Source organism: Robinsoniella sp. RHS (genome assembly GCF_001029355.1).
Taxonomy (GTDB): Bacteria; Bacillota; Clostridia; order Lachnospirales; family Lachnospiraceae; genus Robinsoniella; species Robinsoniella peoriensis.
In genome coordinates, this window is the sequence record NZ_JNGB01000038.1 from 1 (window position 1) to 18,934 (window position 18,934).

The 18,934-nt window shown below is 43.2% G+C and carries 11 protein-coding genes and 1 pseudogene; 10 read left to right on the plus strand and 2 right to left on the minus strand.

What is annotated here, in order from left to right; all coding sequences use genetic code 11:
- The first annotated feature begins 217 nt into the window (after window positions 1-217).
- Entirely contained in the window at window positions 218-2,212 is a 1,995-nt protein-coding gene (ligA, locus tag RHS_RS16735) for an NAD-dependent DNA ligase LigA (RefSeq protein ID WP_027296551.1), read from the plus strand.
- A 228-nt stretch (window positions 2,213-2,440) separates the two neighbouring features.
- Window positions 2,441-4,291 carry an ATP-dependent zinc metalloprotease FtsH gene (gene ftsH / locus RHS_RS16740; protein WP_047833826.1) on the plus strand — a complete coding sequence of 617 codons (1,851 nt, stop codon included), beginning with the start codon at window positions 2,441-2,443 and terminating at the stop codon, window positions 4,289-4,291.
- A 58-nt stretch (window positions 4,292-4,349) separates the two neighbouring features.
- Here ftsH and RHS_RS16745 read toward each other — a convergent pair whose 3' ends face one another.
- A complete protein-coding gene (locus RHS_RS16745) occupies window positions 4,350-4,949 on the minus strand; it encodes a TetR/AcrR family transcriptional regulator (RefSeq protein WP_027296553.1) in 600 nt (199 codons plus the stop codon).
- A 202-nt stretch (window positions 4,950-5,151) separates the two neighbouring features.
- Between RHS_RS16745 and RHS_RS16750 the strand changes: the two genes are divergently transcribed.
- The 8 genes and pseudogenes from RHS_RS16750 (at window position 5,152) to hydF (ending at window position 17,888) form a co-directional block, all read left to right on the plus strand.
- Window positions 5,152-7,227, plus strand: a complete 2,076-nt coding sequence (locus tag RHS_RS16750) for an MMPL family transporter (RefSeq protein ID WP_047833844.1) — start codon at window positions 5,152-5,154, stop codon at window positions 7,225-7,227.
- Between the two features lie 19 nt (window positions 7,228-7,246).
- Window positions 7,247-10,237, plus strand: coding sequence for a hypothetical protein (locus tag RHS_RS31225; RefSeq protein WP_395022721.1), 2,991 nt, complete (start codon window positions 7,247-7,249; stop codon window positions 10,235-10,237).
- A 345-nt stretch (window positions 10,238-10,582) separates the two neighbouring features.
- Entirely contained in the window at window positions 10,583-11,941 is a 1,359-nt protein-coding gene (gene trkA, locus RHS_RS16760; protein ID WP_047833827.1) for a Trk system potassium transporter TrkA, read from the plus strand.
- A gap of 59 nt (window positions 11,942-12,000) precedes the next feature.
- The gene (locus RHS_RS16765) at window positions 12,001-13,434 is read left to right on the plus strand and encodes a TrkH family potassium uptake protein (protein ID WP_027296556.1); all 1,434 of its coding nucleotides are present in this window, start codon (window positions 12,001-12,003) and stop codon (window positions 13,432-13,434) included.
- 342 nt (window positions 13,435-13,776) lie between these two features.
- On the plus strand, window positions 13,777-14,022 hold the full coding sequence (locus RHS_RS16770) for a TM1266 family iron-only hydrogenase system putative regulator (RefSeq protein WP_027296557.1): 246 nt from the start codon (window positions 13,777-13,779) through the stop codon (window positions 14,020-14,022).
- 23 nt (window positions 14,023-14,045) lie between these two features.
- Window positions 14,046-15,107: a [FeFe] hydrogenase H-cluster radical SAM maturase HydE gene (hydE, locus tag RHS_RS16775; RefSeq protein WP_047833828.1), complete on the plus strand. Its 1,062-nt coding sequence runs from the start codon at window positions 14,046-14,048 to the stop codon at window positions 15,105-15,107.
- A 51-nt stretch (window positions 15,108-15,158) separates the two neighbouring features.
- Window positions 15,159-16,580, plus strand: a pseudogene (gene hydG / locus RHS_RS16780) ([FeFe] hydrogenase H-cluster radical SAM maturase HydG).
- Window positions 16,581-16,670: 90 nt separating this feature from the next.
- Window positions 16,671-17,888, plus strand: a complete 1,218-nt coding sequence (gene hydF / locus RHS_RS16785; protein WP_027296560.1) for a [FeFe] hydrogenase H-cluster maturation GTPase HydF — start codon at window positions 16,671-16,673, stop codon at window positions 17,886-17,888.
- A gap of 817 nt (window positions 17,889-18,705) precedes the next feature.
- Here hydF and RHS_RS31230 read toward each other — a convergent pair.
- A complete protein-coding gene (locus RHS_RS31230) occupies window positions 18,706-18,828 on the minus strand; it encodes a hypothetical protein (protein WP_255348096.1) in 123 nt (40 codons plus the stop codon).
- Window positions 18,829-18,934 lie beyond the last annotated feature (106 nt).

An 18,934-nucleotide genomic window follows, 5' to 3' on the forward strand; every position in this document is an offset into this window, starting at 1 on the left:
GGTTAGTGCGTGTACGTATTATGAATATCCGCCTGGGACATTTGAAAGCAGGAACATACCGTAAACTGACCGATAAGGAAATCGAAGAACTTTATCAGATGATACAGGATTCCAGTAATGGACCGGAATACACAAGCCGTATATAGGGGATGAATGAGTTATAAATATATAAGCACATTGCTGTAGAGTTTAAGAATCAGTAAAGAGAGGCCATATTATGAAACAGAGAATCGACGAACTTAAAGAACAGATCAATTACCACGCAGATCGTTATTACAACATGGATGCACCGGAAATTAGCGACTATGAATATGATCAGCTGATGCAGGAATTAAAGAAGATTGAAGCAGAGAATCCGGAGCTGGTGACTCCGGATTCCCCCACGCAGAAAGTAGGTGGGAGTGCAAAGAGGGAAGCCGGAATACTTGTGAAACACAGGGTTCCCATGTTAAGCCTTCAGGATGTCTTTTCCAAAGAAGATGTAATCCAGTTTGTAGAGGACATGAGGCAGCAGCTTCAGGAGCCTGAATTTGTGGTTGAAACGAAGATTGATGGTCTGTCCATGGCTCTGCGCTACACGGATGGTGTTCTTACTACAGCCATTACCAGAGGGGATGGGGTAACTCAGGGAGAGGATGTAACGGAAAATGCAAAAGTAATCAAAGATGTGAAGAAAAAACTGAAACATCCGATTCCTTATCTGGAAATCCGTGGAGAGGTCTACATGACCAATGCTGCTTTTGACGAGGTGAATGAGAAGCAGGAAATACTGGGTAAGAAGCCGTTTGCCAATCCGAGAAACTGTGCAGCGGGAACCCTGCGTCAGTTAGAGAGCAAGGTGACGAAAGAGCGGAATCTTTCTATGTTTATCTTTAACATCCAGGAAACCCAGGGAAGGACATTTGAAACCCACACAGAAGGGTACGAATACCTGAAAAGTAATGGCATTAAGGTAATTGACCAATATACGATCTGCCATACAGGGGAAGAAGTCTGGGCAGCCATTGAGAAAATAGGTGAGCTGCGGGGATCTCTGGCTTATGACATTGACGGAGCGGTAGTGAAAATTAACCGGCTTTCTGACAGGGAAACCCTTGGCAGCACATCGAAAGTGCCAAGGTGGGCAGTAGCTTATAAATACCCTCCGGAAGAAAAAGAAACCGTGCTGCAGGAAATTGAACTCTCGGTAGGAAGAACCGGAAGAATCACACCTACGGCAATCTTTGAACCCGTCAGGCTATGCGGAACCAGTGTGGCAAGAGCGACGCTGCATAATCAGGACTTTATTGATGAATTGGACATAAGGATTGGAGATTCCATTGTCGTTTATAAATCTGGAGAAATTATTCCAAAGATAAAATATGTTGTAAAAGAAAAAAGGCCGGAAGGTGCCATGCGTTATGTGCTGCCGGATGTATGCCCTGTCTGTGGCTCTCCGGCTGTCCGGGAAAAAGATACGGCGGATATCAAATGTACCGGCGCCAACTGCCCGGCACAGCTGGAACGGCACATCATTAATTTTGTGGGCAGGGATGCCATGGATATAAAAGGCTTTGGCGAAAGTTATATTATGGAACTTGTCCGGCAGGGATATCTGAAAAATGTCGCAGATATCTTTGTGCTTAAAGATCACAGAGATGAAATGATAGAAGCCGGAATCATCGGAAAAGAGAAAAATACGGATAAATTACTGGCGATGATTGAAGAAGCAAAAAAGAATGAACCACAGCGCCTGCTCTCCGGACTGGGGATTGCAAATGTAGGCAAGGCAACGGCAAGGGAGCTGATGCGTCATTTTGGTTCCATTGACCGGTTAAAAGAGGCTACTTTAGAGGAGCTGGTTGCAGTCTCCGATATTGGAGAAATCAGTGCCGTATCCATCCGCCGATTCTTTGATGACCCGGTAAATCAGGAAGTGATGGAGAGACTGCGGGAATACGGCGTAAACATGACTGCAGAAGAGGAAGATGGGGATGATTTGTTTGCGGGCATGACTTTTGTGGTAACGGGGACACTCCCTACACTTGGAAGGACAGAGGCAAGTGAACTGATTCAGAAGCACGGCGGAAAAGTCTCCGGTTCTGTTTCGAAAAAAACATCCTATGTTCTGGCTGGAGAAAATGCCGGAAGCAAGCTGACGAAAGCACAGGACCTGGGAATACCTGTGATTTCCGAAGAACAATTGAATGAAATGTTAGCCGGAGAGAAATAATAATTATAAACGTATCTGCGGGATGGAAGCCTTCACATCAGACAGGCATCCATCCCTTTTGTGTATTAAAAAAGAATGTATGAGGATAGACTTTCTAAATTATTTATGAATATTTTACACTTGCTTCGTTGACAATTCAGAATACTTCACCTAAGATAGACTTTATATTAATAATTAACCCAAGATAAAAGATTGATGTCTTTTATATCAGATAAGGAGGAAAGGATTATGAAAGAAGTAAAACCGTCAAAAAAGCCTCTTATTTTTTATTATGTTACAGCAGTGATAGTCATATTTTTATTAAATGGGCTTTTATTTCCAAAACTGCTGTCTCCCAAAGTTCAGGATGTGGATTATGGGACATTTTTGGAGATGATGAATAACAAGCAGATTAATGAAGTGGAAGTCTCCAGTGACGAAATATTATTCTCGGACAAAGCAGAAAAGCCTAATTATTATCGGACCGGTGCTATGAATGATCCTCAGCTGGTTGACAGACTGTACAGTTCCGGAGCCAAGTTTTCCCAGGAAATCGTTCAGCAGATGTCACCGATTCTGAGTTTTCTGCTTACCTGGATACTGCCAATTGTTCTGCTCTATGGAATTGGAACTTTCTTTATCAAAAAGATGATGGGAAAGGTTGGTGCCGGAGGTGGAATGGGAAATGCCATGTCCTTTGGGAAAAGCAATGCCAAAGTGTATGTGGAGTCCACAACGGGTATTAAATTTGCAGATGTGGCAGGTGAGGATGAGGCTAAAGAAATTCTGACAGAAATCGTTGATTTCCTGCATAATCCGGCTAAGTATACCGAGATTGGTGCAACCATGCCAAAAGGTGCACTGCTGGTAGGACCTCCGGGTACTGGTAAAACGCTGCTTGCAAAAGCAGTTGCAGGGGAAGCCAGTGTTCCGTTTTTCTCAATTTCCGGTTCGGAATTTGTGGAAATGTTTGTAGGTATGGGGGCGGCAAAGGTTCGTGACCTCTTTAAACAGGCATATGAAAAAGCACCATGTATCGTATTTATCGATGAGATTGATACGATTGGTAAAAAACGTGATAATGGCGGAATGGGTGGTAATGATGAAAGAGAACAGACCTTAAATCAGCTTCTCACCGAGATGGATGGTTTTGACGGCAGAAAAGGCGTTATTATTCTGGCGGCAACAAACAGACCGGATTCGCTGGATCCGGCACTTTTAAGACCGGGACGATTTGACCGCAGAGTTCCGGTGGAACTTCCAGATTTAAAGGGAAGGGAAGATATCCTGAAGGTACATGCCAGGAAGATAAAGATATCGGATGATGTGGACTTTAATGCAATTGCCAGAATGGCATCGGGAGCATCCGGCGCAGAACTTGCCAATATGATCAATGAAGGAGCACTCCGTGCAGTCAGGGATGGCAGAAAGTTTGTCAGCCAGAGAGATTTAGAGGAAAGCGTGGAGGTAGTAATAGCAGGTTATCAGAAGAAGAACAAGGTATTGTCGGATAAGGAAAAACTGATAGTCTCTTATCATGAAATCGGACATGCGCTGGTTGCTGCAAAACAGAACCACTCGGCTCCGGTTACCAAGATTACGATTATTCCGAGAACATCAGGTGCCCTTGGCTACACCATGCAGGTGGATGAAGGGGAACACAACCTGATGACGAAAGCGGAAATAGAAAATAAAATCGCAACTTTTACAGGCGGGCGTGTGGCAGAGGAACTGGTATTTCACTCGGTCACTACAGGAGCTTCCAACGATATTGAGCAGGCAACGAAACTTGCAAGGGCAATGATCACCAGATTCGGAATGTCTGATGAATTTGACATGGTGGCATTGGAAACTGTCCAGAATCAATATCTGGGCGGGGATACTTCTCTTATGTGTTCTGGTGATACGGCAGCTGTGGTGGACAAAAAAGTTGTGGAGGTAGTAAGGGAACAGCACGGGAAGGCAAGAAAAATTATAGAAGAGAATATTGGCAAGCTGCATGAACTTGCAAAACATCTCTATGATCAGGAAACCATTACCGGAGAAGAATTCATGAGAATTCTGGATGGCAGGGAGGCAGAATTGCCGGTGCAGCCTTAAGCAGCAGCCCTGGGAAATCATATAAGAAATAAAAAAGCGATCGTAGTTTATCGCTTTTTTATTTGCTGTGTTTTCCGATAATGTGTCGGATGTCATCATAAATATAGGGTTTTATCACCTCAATAGGAGCAGGCTGGTCATATAGTATGGGACTGTATATACTGCCGCTTACCAGTTCAATGATCATATAGATCATGATTTCAGGCTCCTCAAAAGTTCTTCCGGATTCTGCCAGAATCTGTTCGTAGAGCTCATATACATTTTTATCGTAATCGTTATCCATTCTTGTCATGGCATTTTTGAAGATACCCCAGCTTAAATGCTTGGCAATTAAAAACAGCAGGGATTTGTCTGCAACCAGGTGGTCAATGATATTGTCTACCATGAAGATCATCTGCTCTTCAAAGGCTTCAAAATTCTTCGTCTTCATTTCCTCATAGGAGGAGCTTAACAATTGATTTGCCTTATGGGAAATTAATTTGTTGCGCAGGTCATATTTATCCGTAAAATACAAATAAAAGGTTCCCTTGGCTACCCCGGCCTTCTCTACAATATCGGCAATGGATGTCTTTTGAATACCCTTTGTGATGAACAAGTCAAAGGCGGTGTTTAACAGGGCATCTTTTTTTTGCTTTTTATTACTCTCTAATTTACTCATCAAAATCATCTCCTTCGCATAGAAGTGTTACAATCATTATTCTATAGAAATGACTAAAAGTCAATGGGACAAATTCTATTTCTAAAAGAATTGTAAAATTTATACTCAAAAGATTGACTAATGGTCACTTTTATAGTATAACATGTTTGAAAGTAAATGACTAGTGGTCATTTAAATGAAAGAAGGAGATGTAAAAAGGATGATGATTAAGATTGGCAAAAAGATTGTAAAGTTTCGTATTCCTATTTTTATACTATCCCTTCTGCTGTTGATACCGGCAGGGATTGGTTATCTGAACACAAGAATCAATTATGATATCCTGAGCTATCTGCCAAACTACCTGGAGACAGTAAAAGGACAGGATATTATGGTAGATGAGTTTGGCATGGGTGCATTTTCCATGGTGATTGTGGAAGATATGGAGCCAAAAGATGTGGTAAAGCTAAAAGAAGAGATTAAAAATGTGGATCATGTGAAGGATGTACTCTGGTATGACAGCATTATGGATATTACCTTTCCCATAGAGATGCTGCCGGACAGTATTCGGGAGGCATTTAACCAGGGTAATGCTACGATGATGATCGCATTGTTTGATGACACCACTTCTGCAGACAACACGATGAAAGCGGTAAGTGAGATGCGTACCCTCTGTTCTAAGCAGTGTTTTATCAGCGGAATGTCCGGTGTGGTTACAGACATAAAGAATCTCTCTCTGCAGGAAATGCCGGTTTACGTGGTAATTGCGGCACTCTTATCCCTGTTGGTGTTAAGCCTGACTATGGAATCTTTTGTTGTACCGGTATTATTTTTATTCAGTATCGGAGCAGCGATTGTTTATAACCTGGGCAGTAATGTGTTCCTGGGGCAGATCTCCTATATCACCCAGGCACTGACAGCGGTGTTACAGTTGGGAGTTACCATGGATTATTCCATTTTCCTGTTAAACACATATGAGGAAAACAAGATACGGTTTGAAGGAGATAAGAATCGTGCAATGGCACATGCCATATCCAATACATTCAAATCTGTGGCAGGAAGTTCCGTTACTACGATCGCAGGGTTTGTGGCACTTTGTTTTATGACATTTTCCCTCGGACGTGATATTGGGGTTGTAATGTCAAAAGGTGTTGTAATTGGCGTTATTTGCTGTGTTACACTGCTGCCTTCCCTGATATTAATATTTGATAAGCCCATTGAAAAGACAAAGCATAAATCCCTGATTCCAAGCCTGGATAACATTTCAGCATTTATTACGAGGCATTATCGGATTTGGATGGTACTGTTTCTCATTCTGATTATACCAGCGGCTTACGGAAATGCGCATACGAAAGTGTATTACAATATTGATAAATCACTTCCCCGGGATCTGGCAAGTTCTGTTGCAAACGAAAAACTGGGCGATGAATTTCATATGAATAATGTATATATGGTGCTGCTGAAGAATGGGCTGGATGTCAAAGATAAACAGGAGATGCTGGATGAGATAGAGAAAGTGGCAGGCGTTAAATGGGCGCTTGGCATGGATTCCTTTGTAGGAGCCGGAGTGCCGGACGATATGATTCCGGATGACATTAAGAGCATGCTGAAAAGTGGTCACTATGAGGTCCAGTTTATCTGCTCGGATTATAAGACTGCAACGGATGAAGTTAATAAACAGATCGCTGATGTAAATGAGATTGTTAAAAGATATAGTCCGGAATCTATGGTAATAGGAGAAGCACCCCTCACCAAAGATTTGGCGGATGTAACCGATGTGGATTTGAAAAATGTAAATATTGCTTCCATTGCAGCAATCTTTGTAATAATTATGATTGTGTTTAAATCAATTACGCTCCCGGTAATTCTGGTATCAGTAATTGAATTTGCAATTTTTGTAAATATGGCGATTCCCTATTATGCCGGTATTACGCTTCCTTTTGTGGCGAGTATTGTAATTGGTACCATACAGTTGGGAGCTACAGTTGATTATGCCATATTGATGACCAGTAAGTATCAGAGGGAGAGAAGCAGGGGAGCAGGGAAAATGGATGCGATCCGGACGGCACACCAGTCTTCCATGAAATCTATATTAATCAGCGGGTTCAGTTTCTTCGCAGCAACATTTGGGGTAGGACTTTATTCTAAGATTGATATGATCAGTTCGATTTGTACACTGCTTTCAAGAGGTGCCATAATCAGTACGGTGGTAGTTATCCTGGTACTGCCCGCAATGTTTGTAGTGTTTGACAAAGTTATTATAAACACATCCATTGGATTTAAACCTAAAAAGCAAAAATAAGGTGAGGAGGATAAGAATCATGAATAAGAATAGAGTGTTAAAGAAAACATTGGCTGCCGGTCTAGCTGTTATGGTGGCTGGCAGTACCTGCTGTCTGGACGCAGGAGTGGTATATGCTTCCGATAAGGATGCCGGAAAAAAAGATGGTAAACAGGAAACAAAAAAGGTGGAAAACCAGACAGAGGCAAAGCAGGATGTTGATAAAGAAGAAACGGTTTATGTAAAAGCTAAAGCAGATGGCAGTACCGACAAGGTGATTGTCAGCGACTGGCTGAAAAATTCAGGAACGGATGTGGAAATCCAGGATGCCTCAGATCTGCAGAATATTAAAAATGTCAAAGGTGATGAAACATTTAAACAGAATGGCAGCAGCCTTGTCTGGGAAGCGAACGGCAATGATATTTACTACCAGGGAGAGACGGATAAGCCCCTTCCCGTAGAAGTGAAAGTGACATATTATCTGGATGAGAAAGAAATCAGCCCGGATGATCTGGCGGGAAAGAGCGGAAAGGTCAGAATCCATTTTTCTTATATCAATCAAGCTAAAGACGGAGAAGTGTATACGCCATTTACGATGGTGACCGGTATTATTCTTCCGACTGCCAATTTTACCAATGTTCAGGTCACAAACGGAAAGGTAATCTCAGATGGAAGTAAAAATATCGTAATCGGTATGGGATTCCCCGGGCTGTCAGATTCCCTGAAACTAAAGGATACTGACTTTGGAAAAGATATTGACTTGCCGGATTCCTTTGATGTAACGGCAGATGCAACCGATTTTACACTGGCTATGACTGCTACGGTTGCTTCAGCAGATACTCTGTCAGAATTTGGACTGGATAAGACAGACAGCCTTGATGAATTGAAGGATTCTCTGAATGATATGAAATCTGCGTCGGAAAAGCTGGTAAATGGCAGCGGAGATCTTCTGAAAGGAGTAAAGACGTTAAAGGATGCCTGCATAGTTCTGAAAGACGGAACCGGCACCGTAAATGAAAAAATGGGAGAACTGGCTGAAGGAATCGGAACCCTGAACATTAAAAAGGGAGAACTGATTACCGGGCTGAATACGTTAAATGATGGGATCGAAACTCTGCACACCGGAGCATCTGACCTGAAAAACGGGATTGGTCAGTATACCGGTGGTGTCGGTACACTTAGCAGTGGTTTAAGCCAGTATATAAAGGGTGCCAATACACTGTCTGACGGAGCCGTACAATATGTAAATGGAGCAGGAGCCCTTGCAGATGGAACTACCCGGTATGTGAATGGAGCTAAAAAATTAACAGATGGAGCCGCAAAGTATGCAGATGGGGCAGAACAGGTGGCAGCAGGAGCAATTCAGTATGTTGAAGGCTCTAAGAAACTGTCATCCGGAATTTTGGGTTATGTGACAGGAGCTGACCAGCTGGCAGCAGGAACCGCACAGTATGTGGCGGGAGCAGGAAAAGTGGAAGAGGGTGCGGCAAAATACGTGGCAGGCACAACAAACCTTGCGTTAGGTGTTCAGCAGCTGGGGCAAAACGCATCCGGTCTGCCGGACGGAATAATGGGAATTAACGGCGGAATCAAAAGCGCAGGAGAAAATGCGGCTAAGTTATCCGAAAATATGGATACTTTATATCAAAAAAGTGACCAATTGGCGTCGGTATTGGAGTCTATGAGCGGATCAGTAAGTGGATCCGGGAATGCTTCAGGAAATCCGGGCAGCCGGACTGATTCCATGGGAACAGACCAGTCAGGTGCTATCACAAGCCTGCAGTCATCGATTGCCCAAAATGAAGAAGTCCTGCGAACCTTAAATGATGTCAGAAGTAAAATTTCTTCCGTTCCTGAACTTTTAAAGTCACAGTTTAGTGATGCCTATCAAACTTATTCAGGGGCATTGGATGCAAGTATCCAGGAGATGAACAATAGTATTGAATTACAAAAATCAGTCCTGAATTCCCTGGTTGCCCAGCAGAATCAGCAACTGGAAAACCAGAAACAGCCTAACCGGTCAAATGAGCCAAACCAGTCAAATCAGCCTAACCAAAGCCAGAGTAATGATATTAACGGCCAGGGCGTCAGCCAGTTGGCGAAGAGTGCCAGAGAACTGGCAAACGGTATTCAGAAAGTATCAGAAGGATCGGAATCTCTGGCAGGGGGATTAGAACAGCTTGGCAGTTTAAGCGGATTGTTGTCTGAGCAGACAAAAGATCTTCCACAGGCACTAAACGGACTGACAGAAGGCGCTAAAAATCTGACGGCAAACAACCAGGAATTAACGGACGGAATCTCAGAGCTGCAGAAAAATAACAAAGAGCTCCAGGACGGAGCAGCAGCCGTACAGGCGGGAAGTAAAACGGTAAAAGAAGGAACAGCGGAATTAGGTAGCAACGATAAAGCCCTGAAAGACGGTGCTTCAGCTGTATTGGGTGCCGGAAAAGACTTAAGAACCGGAGCAGCAGAATTAAACAAAGCAGATAAAAACCTGAAAGACGGTGCTGCGCGGATTAAACAGGAAGGGAAAAAATTAAAATCCGGAGCTTCCGATCTGGAAAAGGCCGGAAAAACGGTAAAAGAAGGGACGAAAGCTCTGACAGATAAGAGCCAGGATTTAAATACCGGTGCGTCAAAACTGTATGACGGCACCAAACAATTAGCAGAGGGAAGCAGCCGGCTGTCAGCAGGAGCAGCCACACTCAGTGATGGAATCGGAAAGCTTGCAGATGGAAGTACGCAGTTAAAAACAGGAACTGCCGCCTTGGCAAAAGGAGGCACGGATCTGTCTTCTGGTGTTGGCGAATTGTATGATGGTGCCAAAGATTTAAATAAGGGCATGAAAAAGTTTGATAAAGAGGCAGTGGACAAATTAAAAGATACGGTTGACGGGGATATTCAGAGTGTCCTGGACAGATTGGATAAAGTTCTGGATGCCGGAAAGGAGTATAAAACTTTCGCCGGCACTGCGGATGATAAAGAGAGTAGTGTTAAATTTGTGATTGAAACGGCGGGGGTATCAAAGTAGCAGAATGTTACTGTGAAAATAAGTATTGCAGATAAGAAGCGGTGAACAGAGTGAGAATGAGGCTGGCTATTGCCAGCCTCATTCTCATTTCCACGTCTAAGATTTTTATTTGTACATAGGATTCTTTATTTTAAGTAATGATTCATAAGTTTATCCTAAAAAAACCTTTTCCCTATTGCTTATTTCATCCACTTTGAGTACAATGTCTTTATGCGTATTAAGAACACATTAAAATTGGTGGCATAATACTAAATTCGCATTAAAATTTTACATAATCATGATAATTTTATATTAAAATTATGCGAAAAGAAAAAAAGATTTTATTAAGACACTTTGGAGGAAAACATGAAGATTATTATTATAGGCTGCGGAAAAGTTGGGGCAACCCTGGCGGAGCAGCTTAGTAAGGAAGAAAACAGTGTAACAGTAATTGACCGCAAATATGATGTGGTGCAGAGTTTATCCAATGAATTTGACGTAATAGGACTGGTGGGGAATGGTGCCAGTTATTTAACCCAGGTAGAGGCGGGAATTGAAGAAGCGGATCTGATGATCGCGGTTACCGGTTCGGATGAACTGAACCTGCTTTGCTGTTTGATTTCGAAAAAGGCAGGTAACTGCCAGACTATAGCCAGAGTAAGAAATCCGGAATACAATCATGAGATTCGGTTTATTAAGGAAGAATTGGGACTTGCAATGGTTATAAATCCCGAGTATGAAGCTGCAATGGAAATTGCACGGGTTATGAGATTTCCATCGGCAATTAAAATTGAGCCCTTTGCAAAAGGCAGGGTGGAATTGCTGAAGTTCAAGATCCGTGAAGGTTCTGTTTTACATAATATGGAGGTAAGGGAAATTACATCAAAGCTGCGATGTAATGTTCTGGTATGTATGGTTGAACGTAAGGACGAAGTCATCATTCCTACCGGTACCTTTGTACTGCATGAAAAAGATATTGTATCGATTGTTGCGCCGCCAAAATTGTCAAATAGTTTCTTTAAACATATTAAGGTTGGAACAAACCGTGCACATACAGCAATGATCGTCGGAGGAGGTTCCATTGCCTATTATCTGGCAAATCAGCTGCTCCGCATGGGAATTGATGTGGAAATTGTGGAAAAAAGCAGGGACAGATGTGAAGTACTCAGTGAGCTGATTCCGAAAGCAACGGTGATTCACGGAGATGGAATCAACCAAAATTTATTGCTGGAAGAGGGACTTGCCCGTATGGATGCATTTATCGCGCTTACCAACCTGGATGAAGTAAACATTGTATTGTCGTTGTTTGCCAGAAGTAAAGGCGAGATGAAGACGGTAACAAAGATCAACAGCATTAATTTTGATGAAGTCATTGATGGGCTGGATCTGGATAGTGTTGTTTATCCCAAATATGTTACGTCAGAAAGTATCATCCGTTTTGTCCGGGCAATGAAAAATTCTATAGGCAGTAATGTTGAGACACTGTACCGGCTGGTTGGAAATAAAGTAGAGGCACTGGAGTTTATTATAAAAGATAACGCGCCGCTTCTGAATATTTCATTAGAAGAGCTGGAACTGAAAAATGGTCTTTTAATTGCCTGTATTCATAGAAACGGACAGATTATTATCCCCAAAGGAAAAGATGTGATAAAAATGGGAGATACGGTTGTAATTGTTACTACAAATATGGGGCTGAACGATATCAGCGATATTTTACTAAATTAAAGAAAGGTATAGAGCGTGTACGCTCTTGAGCCGCTGTAAAAGGCGGCCCGGAGGGAACTATGAATTACGCAATGATTAGATACATGTTGGGATATATCTGTTATTTTGAAGCTGTCTTCCTGGCACTCCCATGCATCGTATCTATAATATACAAAGAGAAAAGCGGATTTTCTTTTGCTGCTATTATGCTGTTGTGTGCGGCTATCGGCTTCACCATGACATTTAAGAAACCGAAAGACAGGACCATGTTCGCAAAGGAAGGTCTGGTTATTGTTGCCCTAAGCTGGATTATACTGAGTATTTTAGGTGCCATGCCTTTCGTCATATCAGGGGAAATACCCTCTATGACGGACGCATTTTTTGAAACCGTTTCCGGATTTACCACAACCGGAGCCAGCATATTAACAGAAGTGGAAAGTTTGTCCCAGACAGCATTGTTCTGGCGAAGCTTTACCCATTGGGTAGGGGGGATGGGTGTGCTGGTATTTATACTGGCAATTATCCCTACGAAAAGTGATTCGGGCATTCATCTAATGAGAGCGGAATCACCGGGACCATCTGTTAATAAACTGGTACCTAAGGTTCGGACAACCGCAATGATTTTATATGGCATATATCTGGGAATGACCGTCGTAGAGATTGTATTTCTTTTAATAGGGGGAATGCCATTGTTTGATGCCCTTACCATTGCTTTTGGTACTGCGGGTACCGGTGGTTTTGCCATTAAAAATGACAGCATAAGCAGTTATTCCACTTATTTGCAGGGAATTGTTACGGTTTTCATGATTTTGTTTGGAATTAATTTCCATGTTTACTATCTGTTTTTGGTTAAGCGGCCGAAGGAAGCGCTGCGGACCGGTGAATTATGGGCATATCTTGGAATCATAGGTACGTCCATACTGGTGATTGCTTTTAGTGTCAGGGATATGTTTCCTTCTTTCTTTATGGCATTTCACCAAAGCGCATTCCAGGTAGGATCCATTATCACCACCACCGGTTATGCCACGGTAGATTATGAGACCTGGCCGGAAATAGCACGGACGATACTGGTGCTGTTAATGTTTATTGGTGCCTGTGCAGGCAGTACCGGAGGGGGAATTAAAGTATCCCGTATAATCCTTTTATTTAAAGGGGTAAAAAAGGAGATTACAATGATTTCCCATCCAAGGAGCATCAAGAAAGTTAAAATAGATGGAAGGCTGGTCGAACATGATGTTGTACGTTCTGTAAATGCATTTCTTGTCATCTATGCAGTTATTTTTGTAATCTCCCTGATGATCATTTCCCTGGATAATATGGATATGACCACAAACTTTACCGCAATCGCGGCAACCTTAAACAATGTAGGGCCCGGACTGGGCGTAGTAGGTCCTACCGGAAATTATGCGGCTTTTTCCGATCTGTCTAAGCTTGTGATGTCTTTTGATATGCTGGCAGGAAGACTGGAACTGCTGCCGATGCTGATTTTATTTGTTCCATCTACGTGGAGGTAGCGCTCTGAATCCTCAAACAGACTCTGACTACGTGGAGGTAGCGCTATGCATTCTCAAACAGACTCTGATATTGTGACTTTGTAACTAGTACTCAATCCAGCCAGTAGCGAGAAAAAGGAACTTTATCTTGTGAATAATATAGCACCATGGTATAATTATCATATCTCCAAACTCCAAAGGGCAGCACCTGAGGGGAAAGGGCCATGAAGACAAAGTCATTAATTTAGGCAAAATGAAAACACTGGCGGAACAGCAGTTTCCGGCAGTGTATATTTGTTAAACATGCTCTATAGCCGGTGCTGTAATTAGTACCGGCTTTTTTGCGTGGAAAGGAAGTGAAATATGGATACAAGGATTGCAGTAATTGCAATTATAGTAGAAGACAACCGGGCGGCAGAGGAAGTGAATCATCTGCTCCACCAATATGCAGAATATGTGGTGGGAAGGATGGGGGTACCTTACCGTCCGAAAGAAGTTTCAATTATCAGTGTTATCCTGGATGCTCCGCAGGATGCGATCAGTGCACTGTCCGGTAAACTGGGAATGCTAAGCGGTGTCAGTACCAAGACCGTTTACTCAAAAGTCTGATTAGGGAGGTGTTAAAAAAATATATGGAACATAGAAAAATTTGCAAAGAATATATTGAGCGGCTCGCTGTCTGTCAGGTTCTTAGTGCGGAAGAATTCACCTATCTGATTCTGAATTATGATCAGGAGGTCAGTGACTACCTTTTTGAAAAGGCGAGACAGGTCAGGACCAGATATTACAACCACGATGTCTATATCCGGGGACTGATTGAATTTACCAATTACTGCAGGAACGACTGCTATTACTGCGGTATCCGAAGCGGCAATAAGAAGGCCATTCGTTACAGATTGAGTAAAGATGAAATTTTAGGCTGCTGTGAAACGGGATATCTGCTGGGATTTCGTACGTTTGTATTGCAGGGCGGTGAAGATGGCTACTATACCGATGAACGGATGGCGGATATCATAAGAAGTATACGTGATAAGTATCCGGATTGTGCCATCACACTGTCTGTGGGAGAAAAATCTTATGAGACCTACAAATTGTTCTTTGATGCAGGGGCGGACCGTTATCTGCTGCGCCATGAGACGGCAAATGAAGAACATTATGCCAGACTGCACCCCGCAAAGCTATCCGGAGCGGCACGAAAGAATTGTCTGTATGATCTGAAAAAGATTGGGTATCAGGTGGGAAGTGGATTCATGGTAGGATCCCCCTGTCAGACTGCCGGGAATCTGGCGGAGGATCTGTTATTCCTAAAAGAATTGCAGCCGCAGATGGTAGGAATCGGACCGTTTATTTCCCATCACGATACACCTTTTGCCAAAGAAAAAAGCGGAACGCTGGAATTAACTCTTTTTATGCTGGGACTTTTGCGGCTGATGCTGCCAAAGGCATTACTGCCCTCAACCACAGCGCTTGGGACGATTCATCCAAAAGGCAGGGAACTGGGCATTCTGGCAGGTGCCAATGTGGTGATGCCGAATCTGTCACCACAGGGCGTTCGGGATAAATACCTCCTTTATGACAATAAGATCTGTACCGGAGATGAAGCGGCTGAATGCAGACAGTGCATGGAGCGCAGAATGCGTTCTATCGGGTATGAAGTAGTTGTATCCAGAGGAGACAATGTGGATTTCAGGTAACTTGACGTTTAATAGAATAAAATCATAGAAAATACGAGAGAAGGTAAAATTATGTATGATATAAAATCTTTAAAAGCAGAAGAATTTATCAGCCATCAGGAAATTTTAGACACGCTGGCTTATGCAGAGGCAAATAAGCATAATGAAAAACTGATAAGCGAAGTGATTGAAAAAGCGAAACTGAGAAAAGGCCTTACCCATCGGGTAAAGCCATTCTTCTTCTGGACTGTGATATAGAAGAAAAGAATCAGGAAATTTATGCGTTGGCGGAACTAGATTAAAAAAGATTTTTATGGCAACCGTATTGTTATGTTTGCGCCGCTGTATCTGTCAAATTATTGTGTGAATGGTTGTGTTTACTGTCCATACCATGCGAAGAATAAACATATTGCTAGAAAACAGCTGTCACAGGAAGAAATTGTGAAAGAAGTTGTGGCACTGCAGGATATGGGACATAAGCGTCTGGCATTGGAAACGGGGGAAGATCCGGTAAACTGTCCCATAGAATATGTGCTGGAAAGCATTAAAACAATTTACAGTATCAAACATAAAAACGGAGAAATCCGCCGTGTCAATGTTAACATTGCTGCTACGACCGTGGAAAATTACCGCAAATTAAAAGATGCGGGAATTGGAACTTATATATTATTTCAGGAGACTTATCATAAAGAAAGTTACGAAAAACTGCATCCCACAGGTCCAAAACATAATTATACTTATCATACGGAGGCTATGGATCGTGCAATGGAGGGCGGTATTGATGACGTTGGGATCGGTGTGCTCTTTGGGCTCGAACTGTTTCGCTATGAGTTTGTAGGATTGTTAATGCATGCGGAACATCTGGAAGCTGTGCATGGGGTTGGACCGCATACCATCAGTGTGCCCAGAATCCGTCATGCAGATGATATTGACCCGAATGCATTTGATAATGGTATTGATGACGAAACCTTTGCCAAACTAGTTGCCTGTATCAGGATCAGCGTGCCTTATACCGGCATGATTGTCTCCACCAGAGAGAGCCAGAAATGCAGGGAAAAAGTATTGCATCTGGGAATTTCTCAGGTCAGCGGCGGATCCAGAACAAGTGTAGGCGGTTATGACCACCCGGAAGAAGAAGACGATAATTCATCCCAGTTTGATGTGAGTGATAATCGTACATTGGATGAGGTCGTAAACTGGCTTATGAGGTTAGGGTACATACCGAGCTTCTGTACAGCCTGTTATAGAGAGGGAAGAACCGGCGACAGGTTTATGAGCCTGTGTAAGAGTGGTCAGATACTGAACTGCTGTCATCCAAACGCACTTATGACTCTGAAAGAGTATCTGCTGGATTATGCATCGGAAGACACAAGGAGGATTGGTTATGAGCTGATCAAAAATGAAATTGGAAATGTTCCAAAGGAAAAGATCCGGGAAATCTTATGCCGGAATCTGGAGGAAATAGAAGAAGGAAAACGAGACTTCAGGTTTTGATGAGATTAAGTTCGTTAGATAAAGATTAGGATTAAGTTCGTTAGATAAAGATTAGGATTAAGATATTTAGATAAGGTTAGGAGGACACATATGGGATTAAACAGTACACCTTCGGCTGACCGGGTGCATATTGGGATTTTTGGGAGAAGAAATGCAGGAAAATCCAGTGTCATTAATGGGATCACCGGCCAGAGCCTGGCAATAGTATCGGATGTAAAAGGAACGACGACGGATCCGGTGTCAAAGGCAATGGAACTGCTTCCCCTGGGACCGGTAGTAATGATTGATACACCTGGGATCGATGATGAAGGGGAGCTTGGCGCTTTGCGTGTACAAAAAAGTTATCAGGTCCTGAACAAAACAGATATTGCCGTTTTGGTGGTGGATGCATCCCTTGGAATGACCAGCCAGGATTATGCGCTGGTGAAAAAGATCGAAGAGAAACAGATTGCTTATGTAGTAGTTTTTAATAAGTCAGAGAGTCTATCGGAAGACGAGATAAATAAATTATGCCTGGGACGTCCCAATTATATAGCAGTCAGTGCGGTTACCGGACAAAATATTTATAAGCTAAAAGAACTGATCGCAAGCCAGGCACCGCATGATAAGCCGGAAATTCCTATTGTGCAGGATTTGCTGGATCCTCTTGACATGGTAGTGCTGGTAGTGCCTGTAGATAAAGCGGCTCCAAAGGGCCGGCTGATTCTGCCGCAGCAGCAGACAATTCGGGATATCCTGGAGGCAAGGGCATCTGCGTTGGTGGTACAGGATGTGGATCTGGCCAAAACCCTTAAGAAACTGGCACAGCCTCCAAAACTTGTAATAACTGACAGCCAGGCTTTCAAACAGGCTGACAAAGAAACACCCCGGGATATTCTGCTCACTTCATTTTCCATTCTTTTTGCAAGGCATAAAGGAAATCTGAAGACTTTGGTGGAAGGGGTGGCAGCGTTAGAGAATCTAAAAGATGGAGACACCATATTAATTTCGGAGGGATGTACCCACCATCGACAGTGCAATGACATCGGAACAGTTAAGATTCCCGCCTGGCTGAAAGAATACACGAAAGCAGCAATTAATCTGGAGTTTACAAGCGGAGTGGAATTTCCTTCTGATTTATCGAAATACAAATTGATTATTCACTGCGGCGGCTGTACTCTGAATGAACGGGAGATGAAGTACCGGATACAATGTGCCAAAGATGCCAATGTACCGATTACAAACTATGGGATGTTTATTGCCCAGGTGCAGGGGATCTTGAAGAGGAGCCTGGAGATATTCCCTTTTATTTATGAAAAGATAAACTGATGAAGCTAAAAATTGGGTTTTGCTGAGGAAGGGGACGCTTTGTAGATTGAAGTAGTGCGCGGAAAGAGAAGGGGGCGGACCATGGCAGGCGTTTGGAAGGCTTACCGCAGAACTGGCATTTTCTAACCTTCCCGAAGCGCTTTTTGGCGGCACGCGGGCATTCGCTCCGAAATCCTGATGCATTTCGCAGCTCACTGCTCGCTTAGTATCCGATGGGAGCCAGTCGAATACTATCCGCCAAAAAACACTCCGGCAAGGTAAGTAAATGCTCAGATCTGCTATACGCCTTCCAAACGCCTGCCATGGTCCGCCCCCTTCTCTTTCCGGGATGCAGTTTATTGATACAAAGCTGGTTTTTTCAGCGTGGTGGGGCCCCGGGGTTGTGGCATGCTGTACGCTATTGGCATAGAACACTTAAAAACCAATAAACCAGCTGGATGTTATCACTCTGTACTGTCTCTAAATTCTACTAAAGTATATTTGTGGTTATAGTACCTACATCCAGTTAAGTCTGTGATCAGGAAAGCAGGTGAAATTTCGTCTTATCATCCCCCTTTCACACTGAACTGCCGTAACACACTCTGCTGCATCCAAAAACGAACAGACCGTCACAACCCAAGGGTCTCCATCAGGCTGAGAAAACCAGCTTTGTGGCAGTAAACTGAATCCCGGAAAGATGGGTGTGGGAAACTGGTATGGGCGGAGGAAGCGTAGAGCAGAGCTGAGTATTTTACTTACCTTTTCGAAGTGTTTTTTGGCGGATAGTATTCGACTGGCTCCCATCGGATACTAAGCGGGCAGTGAGCTGCGAAATGCATCAGGATTTCGGAGCGAATGCCCGCGTGCCGCCAAAAAGCGCTTCGGAAAGGTTAGAAAATACCAGTTCTGCGGCCAGCTGACGGAGCCCGTGCCAGTTTCCCACACCCATCTTTCCGTACACTACCTACATCTACAAAGCGTCATTCCTCAGCTAAACCCAAATTTATCATGTACGCTCCAAGTTGCACCTTGATGTTTCTCCAACTTAGCAGTACAATAAAAGCAAT

Excerpts from the sequence above, each read along its gene's own strand:
- ligA (WP_027296551.1), top strand. The coding sequence starts at position 218 with ATGAAACAGAGAATCGACGAACTTAAAGAACAGATCAATTACCACGCA.
- RHS_RS16765 (WP_027296556.1), top strand. The coding sequence starts at position 12,001 with ATGAATTACGCAATGATTAGATACATGTTGGGATATATCTGTTATTTT.
- trkA (WP_047833827.1), top strand. The coding sequence starts at position 10,583 with ATGAAGATTATTATTATAGGCTGCGGAAAAGTTGGGGCAACCCTGGCG.
- hydF (WP_027296560.1), top strand. The coding sequence starts at position 16,671 with ATGGGATTAAACAGTACACCTTCGGCTGACCGGGTGCATATTGGGATT.
- RHS_RS16770 (WP_027296557.1), top strand. The coding sequence starts at position 13,777 with ATGGATACAAGGATTGCAGTAATTGCAATTATAGTAGAAGACAACCGG.
- ftsH (WP_047833826.1), top strand. The coding sequence starts at position 2,441 with ATGAAAGAAGTAAAACCGTCAAAAAAGCCTCTTATTTTTTATTATGTT.
- RHS_RS16745 (WP_027296553.1), bottom strand. The coding sequence starts at position 4,949 with ATGAGTAAATTAGAGAGTAATAAAAAGCAAAAAAAAGATGCCCTGTTA.
- hydE (WP_047833828.1), top strand. The coding sequence starts at position 14,046 with ATGGAACATAGAAAAATTTGCAAAGAATATATTGAGCGGCTCGCTGTC.
- RHS_RS31225 (WP_395022721.1), top strand. The coding sequence starts at position 7,247 with ATGAATAAGAATAGAGTGTTAAAGAAAACATTGGCTGCCGGTCTAGCT.
- RHS_RS16750 (WP_047833844.1), top strand. The coding sequence starts at position 5,152 with ATGATTAAGATTGGCAAAAAGATTGTAAAGTTTCGTATTCCTATTTTT.